The sequence below is a fragment of the Citrobacter sp. wls714 genome (assembly GCF_005281025.1).
Lineage (GTDB): Bacteria > Pseudomonadota > Gammaproteobacteria > Enterobacterales > Enterobacteriaceae > Citrobacter > Citrobacter werkmanii.
Genome location: NZ_SZWZ01000074.1, coordinates 1 through 10,176, shown reverse-complemented (window position 1 = coordinate 10,176; position 10,176 = coordinate 1). Strand labels below are relative to the sequence as shown.

The following is a 10,176-nucleotide window of genomic DNA, read 5'->3' as shown; positions in this document are numbered from 1 at the left end:
TAAGCACAGCGACCTCCAAACTTCATGCGTAGCTCTGCGCGTTGTTTTTTCGTCAGTGCCATCTCACTCCCCCTTCACGCCAATGCCAGCAGTAAATCGCGACGGTGACCAATCGCAATATGTGTTCGACTCCGTGTGTCCAAAAATTGCTTTACAACGATGGATATGGTGGCAATTACCACATGTTATGCCAGCCGGTAATCGCATCTTGTCGGGATCGGCTGGGTCATAATTCAACGCCAGTTTTTCGGTTGTCATGCTGGCATCCTCCCCACGATATCTATAACCCGACGCATAACCGCACTTCCCCGAAAATCTGCTGGTAACTCAATCAGAGGCTTACTCGAACCGTATGAGAATCGTTGGAGATCGAAATCAATTACAGCCTTTGGGTCCCTGAACAAACCTAGACGACCGTAACGAATGAGTTCGCCGCGTTCGGCTGCTACGCGGAAATACTTCTCAGCAGTCTGACGATGCAGCGACAACATCTGTGATGCCTCGCTAACGGTTAAGCGTCCACGGATTTTCACCTCTTCGATGATCACCCGGATAAGTGCCGCCTGCTCTTCTGGTGTATTTGGTCTTGGCATGCTTACCCCCTGAATCCGGGTGGGATTGTTTTGTCTGGCTCAGAAATGCGGTTCACATCCCTGCCCGTTTTGCGAGCGTTGAGAGCGAACTTCGGTTTAAACAGTCCCTGGTACCCGTTGGCGATACTGGTGTTGATCACATCAACGGGGTCATGCCCAGCGTCCAGGCAAGCCTTGAGCAACTTGAATGCTTTGGTGACCGTCATTTCGGTCTTGATGGCTTTGCCAGACTGTTGGCGGTAGGCCACCCACTCACTCCAGGACACAGAATCAAGCCACTCAGGAACGGGAATCGTCAGCGGGTCAAACTTACCCTTCCCCTTTGGGGGATTAGAGGGGGTTAGATCTGTATTTATATTTGTATTTGGAAGAATGTCTTTGGTGTTCCCTGTTTTCAGGGATACCTCTCCCTGTTTTTGGGGATGGTTATCCCCGTTTTCAGGGATGATTGAAGGGGTAAAATTGCTATCCCTGAATTCAGGGATGGTAATAACCCATGTGACAACTTCAGCAGCAGGAAACACCGCTGGACACTTCATGCAATTTGGCTTGGTATACGCCCATTTATCCAGGCTGGTATTAATCCCTATGTATCTGGTTTGCCCAATGCGGCGCAGGATGATGATGTTCCGATAGGCAAGGCTCAACACGGCTTCAGAGACGTGTTTCACCTTCAGCGTCGTTTTATCTGCAATGAGGCTATTGGCGATGCGGTCAGAACTCTTAGACCAGCCATAGGTCAGACGAACGATAGCATTCAGCACCCGGAACTCGCGCCCGGATAGTTCGACGATACACAGGGCATCCTGAATCTGGTTGGCCAGGCGCAAATAGCCTTTCTCCAGTTCAGCCATGCTGCTCTCCTGTTTCCCCTGCTGTGTGGGGAATTTGAATATTTCAGCGGTATTTGACATACTGTTCTCCGCAATTACGCTCAGTTTTTGCACCTGAAAGCCGTTGGTGTTCGAGCACCGCGGCTTTCGCCATATTTGAACCCGTCATACAACCCCCAGCATCATCTGCACCATCTCCATCAATGGACCGGTTAAGCCGGGGTCAACGCGGTACATCTCCACGATCCCCTCGCTCAACTCTTTCAGCTTCTGATGACGTGGAGCATTCATCGCGACGGCAATCTTCGCTTCGCTGGTTTCTTTCTCCAGCCGAGCCAGACGGGCCATAACGTTGTCTTCTGGTAGCAGGCGATTGCGGAACTCGAGCGGCAGAACAGCAAGAATTGCCGGCGTCAACTGACGAACGTTCTCGCGGTACCGCTCGCTATTGAAATGGTTATCGAGAAAGCGGAAAAGCTTCTGACGCTGTCGGCTGAGATCGCTAGGGAAAGTAATCTCGTCACCACCCTTCGCCCGGTACTCTTCGACGATCAGAGCAGAAACGACATCCTGACCATCTACACCCGCCCACGCACGAACGGCATCGCGGATCTGGTCATGTTTATCTACCGAGACAGGTTGATTGCGATTTATCATCGCAGCCGGTTGATATCCGCTATTTTGATGAAGTGACAGTGACTGCATGGTTATGCCCCCGCTTCCTGAGCTGGTAACCCATCCGTAGGGTTGAGGTACAAATCAGGGCGTAACTCATGTGGAGTTACACCTGTAGCATTGAAAATAGGAATGACACGGTTAGCCGGTACGAATCCATTGTCACGGTGACGCCAGTGACTGACCGTCATTGGGGATACATTGAGCTTTTCTGCTAAACGGGTTGCACCCCCTACGATGCATATTGCTTTATCAAGTGCTTTCATATTTGGCTCCAAGTAATAACGAACCAAATTAAACATTATGTTTATATTCAAGTCAACATTATGAATGTTGAGGCGATAAACTTTTAGTTTAGAATCTTGATATATGAGAAAAAACACACACCAAACAGATAACCCGCAGGTTCGGCGGTTAAATGAAATCATCGAGAAGAAGCGCATATCCAAAGCGGATATAGCGAGAATCTGTGGTGTGAGCGCGCAATCAGTCAACAACTGGTTTGTCAGAGGAGCGATAGGAAAAAGCTCAGCAATAAAACTTGCCGATGCGCTAGGCGTAAGTCTTGAGTGGGTTCTAGGTCAGGACGTGGATGCTAAGGACGGTTTGAGACACGACGAACGGAGACTGTTGGAACTCTATAATCAACTCCCAAACGAAGAAGAACAACAGAACATGTTGCGGATCGTATCTCTGCGGTTGAAAGAACTCGACGAACTGTACGCCAAGTACATGGGGCGGCGGATTAAGGGTGATGCGGAGTAACACTTCTCAGACACACAGGAAGCATGAATAGAAATGGATAGTGAAAAAGAGATATCTGGAAAGATAGCCTTTATGTTTCCGGCTAAGTTCAACCTGGAAGGCGCGAGAGCACCCACATTGAATTTCACCGTTCGCGATGATGGTGTTATAGCTATGAGTGTCGGCATATCTTTTCTAGAACTGAAAAATACCCTGCCTTATTTTGTGAGCCTCAAGCTTGCCGACCCAAACTTACAAGATGTACCCATATCCTCATCTATGGATGCCATCCCTGAAAACTACATTGACCCAGTAAAGAGATCTTCCTTTCTCACAGCAAGCTTTTATTTTAACCCAACGTTAAATGGTACCTATCGTTTCACCTGTGAACTTCTCAATCCCTATGATAGTGAAAATCCCCTTGATAGCATGAGTGTTTTCTTCAATGTTTTGGGGGTGGCGTAATCCTATGGCAGCTAAAGACTACGTAAGACTCGTAAGCGCTACGTCTCCAGAAGACTTGGTGGATGGACATGAGGAGGATAATAAGTCATCATTTCATGATGGTAATGGTGGAGGTGGTAACATGCTTGAAGCCAGAGTAGCTAAACTGGAAGCTGATATTAGCTATATTCGACGTGATGTTGATGAGCTTAGAATAGATGCGAAATCAATTAGCCAAAACATGACTATTGCTCTTGAGAGACTGGAAAGTATTAAAGCCTCTCTCGATAAAAAACCTTCAACCGATACAGTAGATAAAAAAATATCTGACGCAAAACTAGCCGTCTTACTTGGAGTTCCGACCCTCATCGCAATAATGACCGGCCTCTACAAACTAGCTCAGCATTATCTTTAACCCGGCCACAGCGCCGGGTTTCTTTTGCCTACCCTTTTCGCACTTCCTCAGCTGCAAACTTGAACACCTGTCGCCAAAAATCGTTCTGCTCAATATCCCCCAGCGACTCCAGCATTGAAATGATCGCCTCAGTAGTTGGCGCGTCTCCATGTGATATCAGATTCAGCGTCGCTCTACCTACCGCCTGACATACATCGTTGTAACCCACGTAGAACTTTTCCATAGCCCCCTTTATTGATGTTTTTATAACCAAAAAATAGACCTCAAAGCATACTACTCGCGCCAACGCGTGCAACCAACTAAACTTTTTGTTTATACAAAAACACTCATTATGTTGACACCCAAATAAACATTGTGTTTAATTACTCCATCAACACAACCATCGAGGCAGGACGCCCACGAAGTAGCCGTCCGGGGCATACGAAGACCGGAATGAGGTGGTGAGATTAACGCGCAGTAGGTTTGAAACGTTCCGCTAGCCGGCGACAAGGCAAGAAACAGAAGTGAGCTTCGCGGTGGCGAATTGCAGAGTGAAAAAGCTCAACCGTGAAGATCAGCGCCGCGGCGCCACCAGCGAAGTTCACTCAGAAAAACTGGAGAACATCATGGTTCATCAGCACTACGGTACACAGACAGTAAACCGCGGCGCAGTTCAGCCGGGGATGCTCGTCAAACACAAAGACTCAACCTGGACGGCATCAGCTAACGCTCGCGGACGTTTGTATCTGCACCGCGGCGTGGAGATGACTTACACCAAGGATTTGCTGGTTGAAGTTTATCTGAACGGCCTGGGGCATGGACTCAGTCACTAGCGGAGGATGTCATGTTAGACAAGAAATGCGGTTATTGCGGCAAGCCGGTTAAAACGGAAGAGGTAATCAAAAGCACCCTTCTCTATCGCAACGGCTCACTGCTGGCGCGCAAAGAGAAAGAGTATTGTTCCAAGCGCTGCGCTTCTTACGACCAGATGGCGCACGAAGGCTAACGTAAAACCCGCGCAAGGCGGGATCTACGTCCGGTGCCACCGACCAAAGTTACACCGGAAACAACATCAAAACCAAAGTTAACCCAATGGGCGCTATCAATGGTCCGGGGATTCTAACACCCAAAAAAGAGGATCTCACATGGAATTCTTTAATGTGGTTAAAGCCACTCAGAAATCCGGAAAGCAAGATGCAGTGGTCTGGTTCACTGCAAAAACTGAGGCTCGCGCCAACCTTATGCTGGACGTCGCGCTGGAAGATGCTGGCATCGAAACTGGCCGTGGTAAGGACTACGCCAAGCCTATCCGCACTGACTTCCCAGTTGTAGATGACCTTCCGGAAGAAGGTGAAGTTGATTTCACCTGGTGTGATCGTTACGAACTGCAGGACGACGGGCGCACCTGGCTGCCAAAGGCCGCTGGCGACGTTGTCACCACTATCCCTGCCGATGTAAAAAATACCGATGAAGTAGCGACTTCTGACGAGAATGTATCGTTAGAAAACCGCACTCCAGCAGTCCGTTTTTCCTTCCATCTGATGAGCGATAAATACCAGACTCACGTCACTAAAGAGCAGCAGCTGGCTGCCAGCGAAATGTCACTGGACGAAAGCAATACCTATCTCCAGAACCTGCTGCAGGTTAAAAATGATGTTCCTGAAATTGGCAAACTCAGTCTGAATGCTGAGTGGAAAATGATTCAGGCGATTAAAGACATATTCGAACAGGATGAAGAACACGAACCTGAAGTGATCGCTGCTTTCATGTCTGACTGGGTGAATGCAGAAGCAGGTGATCGCAATCAACTGGTTGAAGACTGGCGCAGTGGAAAGTTTCCTCTGCTCAAAACTGAAACCACCAGCGTTGGAGATGAGGTCGGTACCGAAGAGCAATCTCAGCTGACACAGCAACCGAACCTGATCGTTGTTGCCACCCTGCCATTCCGCCAGCGCGTACTGGCTCAGTTAATCGGTGATGGTGAATATCTCTATCACGTCGATGCCGGGCAGAAAAATGAGATTGTCCGCCTTGAGATGGACACTGATGACTCTTACGTCCAGAACCTGCTGCTGGCTGCTGAGAATGTGGAAGCATTCAAAAAAGCCATTGAGCACGATATTCATAAAGTCGTGAATGCCGTTAAGAAAGTCTTCCCTGTCGACGGTAAAAAACCGGAGCTGGCGACAGTTATCCAGTTCCTGACGGTGTGGTTCAAAACTGATTACATTGACCGCGGCATCCTGGCACGCGAATGGGCCGCCGGTAACCGTATGAACAACGTACAGCGTACTGATTCCGGCACCAATGCCGATGGTGGATATGTCACTGACCGTGGACCTGATGCGCACCACACGCTTGACACTCTCGATTTAGAGATTGCCTGTGCCCTTCTGCCTATGGACTTCAACCACTTCGAAATTCCGGGCAGCATTCTTCGTCGCGCTAAAGAAATCGTGACCAAAAAAGAAGAACCGTGGAAATCATGGAGCAGCATTCTTCGTAATCAGCCAGGCGTTCTTGGCGTTAACCGCACGGCTATTTTTAACCTGGTACGTATCGCGCCGGAAAATATTCATTTAACTCCTGTCGCTCACCTGGAATTTATTAACCAGACCATGACAGCCGCGTTCAATTCCGCGGTCGAGTTATTGCCATTACATGAGGCTGAACCCGCAGCACAGGAAATTTCCCAACCTGAAAGCAAGGAGTCTCCGCGCAAATCCTTCTGCACTCACGAAGAGAACCTGCAACGCGTGCGTGAAGAAGGAGCACGCCGCCGCGCAGAGGAAGCCACAGCACAACCGCAGAAAGTCGAACAAGAACTGGTTAAAAATGTCGGTAACGGAATATTCGACGTTACGGCTTTGCTGCAGAACTCAGCAACTCATGGCACGAAAAAGGCTACGGAGACCACCAGCAATGTGCAGGTTCAAGAAACTGTCAGTGATGAAAAACAGGCTGGTGATGCGCTGCATACAGGCGAAAGCGATCTGGGGACTGGTGAAGAGTCAAATACCGGACAGCAAGCCGATGTAAACCAGAATACGGATTCTGTTAGCCAAAACAGCGATTCTGTAAACCAAACCGAACCAGTTGCGGCACAAACCGAGCCAGAAGCGCAATCTGACGAACCGGCTGTTGTGTACCCTGCTTACTTCGAGCCAGGCCGCTATGAGGATTTGCCGAACGAGGTTTATCACGCAGCCAACGGTATCAGTTCAACGCAAGTGAAAGACGCACGTGTTTCGCTGATGTACTTCAATGCGCGCCACGTAGAGAAAACCATTATCAAAGAACGCTCTCCAGTTCTGGACATGGGTAACCTGGTGCATGTGCTGGCGCTGCAGCCCGAAATGCTCGGTGATGAATTCAGCGTTGAACCCTTAATTCCGGAAGACGCATTTACCACCACGGCAACGATCCGCGCCTTTATTGATGAGCATAACGCCAGCCTGCCAGCGATGCTGTCAGCCGACGACATCAAAGCGCTGCTGGAAGAATACAACGCCACTCTGCCTGCACAGGTGCCGCTGGGTGGTTCAGTCGAGGAAACTGGCCAGAGCTATATGTCGCTGCCAGAAGAGTACCAGCGTCTCGAAGCGGACAAGAAGCAGACCGCCTCAGCGATGAAAGCCTGCATCAAGGAATACAACGCCACTCTGCCTGCTCAGGTGAAAACCAGCGGTAGCCGCGATGCGTTACTCGAGCAACTGGCAATCATCAATCCTGACCTGGTTGCACAGGAAGCGCAGAAACCGGCACCACTGAAAGTGTCCGGTACCAAAGCAGATCTGATTCAGGCCGTGAAGTCTGTTAATCCGAACGCCGTCTTCGCCGACGAACTGCTGGATGCGTGGCGCGAGAATCCGCAAGGGAAAGTGCTGGTCACCCGCCAGCAACTGAGCACTGCACTGAGCATTCAGAAAGCCCTGCTCGAGCACCCGACCGCCGGCAAGCTACTGACACACCCGAGCCGCGCCGTTGAAGTGAGCTACTTTGGCTTTGACGACGAAACCGGACTCGAAGTTCGTGTGCGCCCGGATCTGGAGATCGACCTGGACGGCGTTCGCATCGGTGCCGACCTGAAAACCATCAGCATGTGGAACATTAAGCAGGAAGGTCTGCGCGCCAAACTGCACCGGGAAATTATCGATCGTGATTACCACCTGAGTGCAGCGATGTACTGCGAAACCGCAGCCCTGGACCAGTTCTTCTGGATTTTCGTCAACAAAGACGAGAACTACCACTGGATCGCCATCATTGAGGCATCAGCCGAACTGCTGGAACTGGGCATGCTCGAGTACCGCAAGGCGATGCGTGCTATCGCTACCGGCTTTGACACTGGCGAATGGCCAGCGCCGATCACCGCTGATTACACCGACGAACTGAACGACTTCGACCTGCGCCGCCTTGAAGCGCTGCGTACTCAGGCATAAGGGGAAAAGAACATGTCTACTGCAATTACTACCAACGAAAACAAGACGCAAATGATCGATAACATCTCAATTTTGACTAATGGGGAACTTTTCGACCGCCTCCGCACCTTGTCGACAGTGATGGCAAATAGTGGCGCTTTTGTACCTGACCACTTCCGCGGAAAACCAGATGCCTGCATGGCTGTGGTCATGCAGGCCGCACGATGGGGTATGGACCCCTTTGCCGTAGCTCAGAAGACCCACATCGTCGGTAATAGCGGAGTGTTGGGTTACGAAGCTCAACTGGTTAATGCGGTTGTTACCAACATGTCGCCTACAAAAGATCGCCTTCATTACGATTGGTTTGGCCCATGGGAAAACATCATTGGTCGATTTGTAGAGAGAACCAGTTCTAAAGGCAATAAGTACATCGCGCCCGGTTGGGATTTAAAGGATGAGGCCGGTGTAGGAATTCGTGTGTGGGCAACGATGAAAGGCGAGGATGAGCCACGCGAACTGGTACTCATGCTTTCTCAGGCTCAGGTTCGTAATTCGACACTATGGGCAAGTGATCCGCGTCAGCAGCTCGCTTATCTCGCGGTAAAGCGCTGGGCTCGCTTGTACTGCCCTGATGTGATTCTCGGTGTTTACAGTGCCGATGAAGTCGAAGAACGAGAAGAAAAAGTTATTAACCCTGGCTCAGCCCAACGAATGAGCGTTGCTGAAATCGCAGGTGACACCGTCACAACTACGCAAAGCGCACACGAATCGTCGGTAAATATCGACGCTCTTGCCGATGATTTCCGCGAGCGCATCGAGGCAGCACAGGATGTTGATAGCGCCAAAGCACTGCGCGCTGATATCGAAAGCGCGAAGGCCACGCTCGGATCTGCCCTGTTCACCGAGCTGAAGAATAAGGCAGTGAAGCGCTACTACCTGGTTGATTCACGTAACAAGGTTGAAGCCGCGATCAACTCCCTGCCGTCTCCGGATGAACCGGATGCAGCTGAACGGTTTGGGGAAGTTGAGCGAGTTCTTGCAACGGCGAAACGTCATCTGGGCGACGAACTGCACGATCAGTTCAGCATCACCCTGGCCGATATGAAACCGGAATACGTGGGCTAGCAGATTTGGGAGGGTTCGCTCTCCCATTGAGGAGATGTAATGCGATTGATTAACCGAGGAAATCAACAATCCCCGTTAGCGCGTCAGGCATGCGACATCGCACTAGCCACTCATCACGAACGCTACGGCGACTATGGGCGCAGCAAGATGAAGGAGACATACACTGTGAGAGTTGAAGGCGTGAAGGTCTGGGTTGAGGTGGTTAACCGTAAGGCGAGCTACGTGGCCACGGCTATGACATGCATGCGCCGCTTACGCGCGCTGCCTGGCCAAGTTTCTTGATATTACTTTTAGAAATGGCTCAGTTTGGGCCATTGGAGAAAAACGATGGATGATATTTTGCTGACGTCAGACCTGACCAGTCGATACAAAATCTCACGTAAAACCCTTTGGTCATGGCAAAGCACAGACACGATGCCGCGGGGTTTTGCTAAGCCGTTCCCCGCCCCGGACTTTCCCGGTAACCCTAACCGCTGGAAGTCGGAGTCAGTCAAAGAGTGGGAAGGTGTGAAACAGAAAATTAACTGAACGGCTCACCGATGATGCTTTCAAGATGGCTCTGCCAAACGTGGAGCCAGTGTTTTTGATCATCGATGTAGTCATGCAGATTATAGTGCGCCATCACTCCAACCATTTGGTGACCAAGTAACTTTTCAATCACGTGTGGCGGACAGCCAAGTTCTGAAAGATTTGTTGCGATTGTTCTTCTCATATCATGGAGAGACCAGGGCTCCATGCCGGATTCTGACCAAATATACCTGGCGTAGTTCGAAGCAACTGGCGGATGAACCGGGACGTCTTTAATCTCCCCATCCAGTAAGCGCTGTGAAGTGACTAAATGCTTTGTGTTGATCTTCTCAAGATGATTTTTTACCAGCCCCACCGCAGCATCAGAAAGAGCCCTTCTCATGTGCACTCGCGTTGAATCGCCACGGGTTTAACAGACACCT

16 protein-coding genes and 1 pseudogene are annotated in these 10,176 nt (G+C 50.3%); 9 read left to right on the top strand and 8 right to left on the bottom strand.

What is annotated here, in order from left to right:
* From FDX11_RS15840 to FDX11_RS15815, 6 genes and pseudogenes are all read right to left on the bottom strand, one after another.
* Window positions 1-62 (bottom strand): annotated as a pseudogene (locus tag FDX11_RS15840) (HNH endonuclease); the annotation flags it as partial.
* Window position 63: 1 nt separating this feature from the next.
* Window positions 64-258, bottom strand: coding sequence for a hypothetical protein (locus FDX11_RS25515; RefSeq protein ID WP_137398208.1), 195 nt, complete (start codon window positions 256-258; stop codon window positions 64-66).
* Window positions 255-593, bottom strand: a complete 339-nt coding sequence (locus FDX11_RS15830) for a DUF977 family protein (RefSeq protein ID WP_024174857.1) — start codon at window positions 591-593, stop codon at window positions 255-257. The genes FDX11_RS25515 and FDX11_RS15830 overlap by 4 nt, the downstream gene beginning before the upstream one ends.
* Window positions 594-595: 2 nt before the next feature.
* The gene (locus FDX11_RS15825) at window positions 596-1,507 is read right to left on the bottom strand and encodes a replication protein (RefSeq protein WP_029403925.1); all 912 of its coding nucleotides are present in this window, start codon (window positions 1,505-1,507) and stop codon (window positions 596-598) included.
* A gap of 84 nt (window positions 1,508-1,591) precedes the next feature.
* A complete protein-coding gene (locus FDX11_RS15820) occupies window positions 1,592-2,131 on the bottom strand; it encodes a toxin YdaT domain-containing protein (protein ID WP_109548065.1) in 540 nt (179 codons plus the stop codon).
* A gap of 2 nt (window positions 2,132-2,133) precedes the next feature.
* Entirely contained in the window at window positions 2,134-2,367 is a 234-nt protein-coding gene (locus FDX11_RS15815) for a YdaS family helix-turn-helix protein (RefSeq protein ID WP_032169934.1), read from the bottom strand.
* A 103-nt stretch (window positions 2,368-2,470) separates the two neighbouring features.
* Here FDX11_RS15815 and FDX11_RS15810 point away from each other — a divergent pair, with 103 nt between their 5' ends.
* The 3 genes from FDX11_RS15810 to FDX11_RS15800 are packed head-to-tail and all read left to right on the top strand — an operon-like array spanning window position 2,471 to window position 3,704.
* Window positions 2,471-2,866: a helix-turn-helix domain-containing protein gene (locus FDX11_RS15810; protein ID WP_001230956.1), complete on the top strand. Its 396-nt coding sequence runs from the start codon at window positions 2,471-2,473 to the stop codon at window positions 2,864-2,866.
* A gap of 33 nt (window positions 2,867-2,899) precedes the next feature.
* Entirely contained in the window at window positions 2,900-3,310 is a 411-nt protein-coding gene (locus FDX11_RS15805; RefSeq protein ID WP_071692472.1) for a hypothetical protein, read from the top strand.
* Between the two features lie 4 nt (window positions 3,311-3,314).
* Window positions 3,315-3,704: a hypothetical protein gene (locus FDX11_RS15800; protein WP_240498925.1), complete on the top strand. Its 390-nt coding sequence runs from the start codon at window positions 3,315-3,317 to the stop codon at window positions 3,702-3,704.
* Window positions 3,705-3,732: 28 nt separating this feature from the next.
* On the opposite strand, the gene FDX11_RS15795 is transcribed toward FDX11_RS15800, so the two are convergent.
* Window positions 3,733-3,927, bottom strand: coding sequence for a hypothetical protein (locus FDX11_RS15795; protein WP_071667478.1), 195 nt, complete (start codon window positions 3,925-3,927; stop codon window positions 3,733-3,735).
* A gap of 382 nt (window positions 3,928-4,309) precedes the next feature.
* On the opposite strand from FDX11_RS15795, the gene FDX11_RS15790 reads away from it, so the two are divergent.
* From FDX11_RS15790 to FDX11_RS15770, 6 genes are all read left to right on the top strand, one after another.
* Window positions 4,310-4,516, top strand: a complete 207-nt coding sequence (locus tag FDX11_RS15790) for a hypothetical protein (RefSeq protein ID WP_001568763.1) — start codon at window positions 4,310-4,312, stop codon at window positions 4,514-4,516.
* An 11-nt stretch (window positions 4,517-4,527) separates the two neighbouring features.
* On the top strand, window positions 4,528-4,689 hold the full coding sequence (locus FDX11_RS25170; protein ID WP_170975614.1) for a YdaE family protein: 162 nt from the start codon (window positions 4,528-4,530) through the stop codon (window positions 4,687-4,689).
* Between the two features lie 139 nt (window positions 4,690-4,828).
* Window positions 4,829-8,122 (top strand): RecE family exodeoxyribonuclease, encoded by a 3,294-nt coding sequence (locus FDX11_RS15785; RefSeq protein ID WP_137398207.1) that lies wholly within the window; start codon window positions 4,829-4,831, stop codon window positions 8,120-8,122.
* A gap of 12 nt (window positions 8,123-8,134) precedes the next feature.
* A complete protein-coding gene (locus tag FDX11_RS15780) occupies window positions 8,135-9,226 on the top strand; it encodes a RecT family recombinase (RefSeq protein ID WP_137398206.1) in 1,092 nt (363 codons plus the stop codon).
* Between the two features lie 39 nt (window positions 9,227-9,265).
* Window positions 9,266-9,508 (top strand): DUF4060 family protein, encoded by a 243-nt coding sequence (locus FDX11_RS15775; protein WP_137398205.1) that lies wholly within the window; start codon window positions 9,266-9,268, stop codon window positions 9,506-9,508.
* A 45-nt stretch (window positions 9,509-9,553) separates the two neighbouring features.
* On the top strand, window positions 9,554-9,754 hold the full coding sequence (locus FDX11_RS15770) for an excisionase (RefSeq protein ID WP_137398204.1): 201 nt from the start codon (window positions 9,554-9,556) through the stop codon (window positions 9,752-9,754).
* On the opposite strand, the gene FDX11_RS15765 is transcribed toward FDX11_RS15770, so the two are convergent.
* Window positions 9,747-10,142 carry a tyrosine-type recombinase/integrase gene (locus tag FDX11_RS15765; protein ID WP_371414799.1) on the bottom strand — a complete coding sequence of 132 codons (396 nt, stop codon included), beginning with the start codon at window positions 10,140-10,142 and terminating at the stop codon, window positions 9,747-9,749. The genes FDX11_RS15770 and FDX11_RS15765 overlap by 8 nt on opposite strands.
* Between the last annotated feature and the right edge of the window lie 34 nt (window positions 10,143-10,176).

Excerpts from the sequence above, each read along its gene's own strand:
- FDX11_RS15800 (WP_240498925.1), top strand. The coding sequence starts at position 3,315 with ATGGCAGCTAAAGACTACGTAAGACTCGTAAGCGCTACGTCTCCAGAA.
- FDX11_RS15830 (WP_024174857.1), bottom strand. The coding sequence starts at position 593 with ATGCCAAGACCAAATACACCAGAAGAGCAGGCGGCACTTATCCGGGTG.
- FDX11_RS15825 (WP_029403925.1), bottom strand. The coding sequence starts at position 1,507 with ATGTCAAATACCGCTGAAATATTCAAATTCCCCACACAGCAGGGGAAA.
- FDX11_RS15815 (WP_032169934.1), bottom strand. The coding sequence starts at position 2,367 with ATGAAAGCACTTGATAAAGCAATATGCATCGTAGGGGGTGCAACCCGT.
- FDX11_RS15775 (WP_137398205.1), top strand. The coding sequence starts at position 9,266 with ATGCGATTGATTAACCGAGGAAATCAACAATCCCCGTTAGCGCGTCAG.
- FDX11_RS15785 (WP_137398207.1), top strand. The coding sequence starts at position 4,829 with ATGGAATTCTTTAATGTGGTTAAAGCCACTCAGAAATCCGGAAAGCAA.
- FDX11_RS15790 (WP_001568763.1), top strand. The coding sequence starts at position 4,310 with ATGGTTCATCAGCACTACGGTACACAGACAGTAAACCGCGGCGCAGTT.
- FDX11_RS15770 (WP_137398204.1), top strand. The coding sequence starts at position 9,554 with ATGGATGATATTTTGCTGACGTCAGACCTGACCAGTCGATACAAAATC.
- FDX11_RS15810 (WP_001230956.1), top strand. The coding sequence starts at position 2,471 with ATGAGAAAAAACACACACCAAACAGATAACCCGCAGGTTCGGCGGTTA.
- FDX11_RS15805 (WP_071692472.1), top strand. The coding sequence starts at position 2,900 with ATGGATAGTGAAAAAGAGATATCTGGAAAGATAGCCTTTATGTTTCCG.
- FDX11_RS15820 (WP_109548065.1), bottom strand. The coding sequence starts at position 2,131 with ATGCAGTCACTGTCACTTCATCAAAATAGCGGATATCAACCGGCTGCG.
- FDX11_RS25170 (WP_170975614.1), top strand. The coding sequence starts at position 4,528 with ATGTTAGACAAGAAATGCGGTTATTGCGGCAAGCCGGTTAAAACGGAA.
- FDX11_RS15780 (WP_137398206.1), top strand. The coding sequence starts at position 8,135 with ATGTCTACTGCAATTACTACCAACGAAAACAAGACGCAAATGATCGAT.
- FDX11_RS15795 (WP_071667478.1), bottom strand. The coding sequence starts at position 3,927 with ATGGAAAAGTTCTACGTGGGTTACAACGATGTATGTCAGGCGGTAGGT.
- FDX11_RS25515 (WP_137398208.1), bottom strand. The coding sequence starts at position 258 with ATGACAACCGAAAAACTGGCGTTGAATTATGACCCAGCCGATCCCGAC.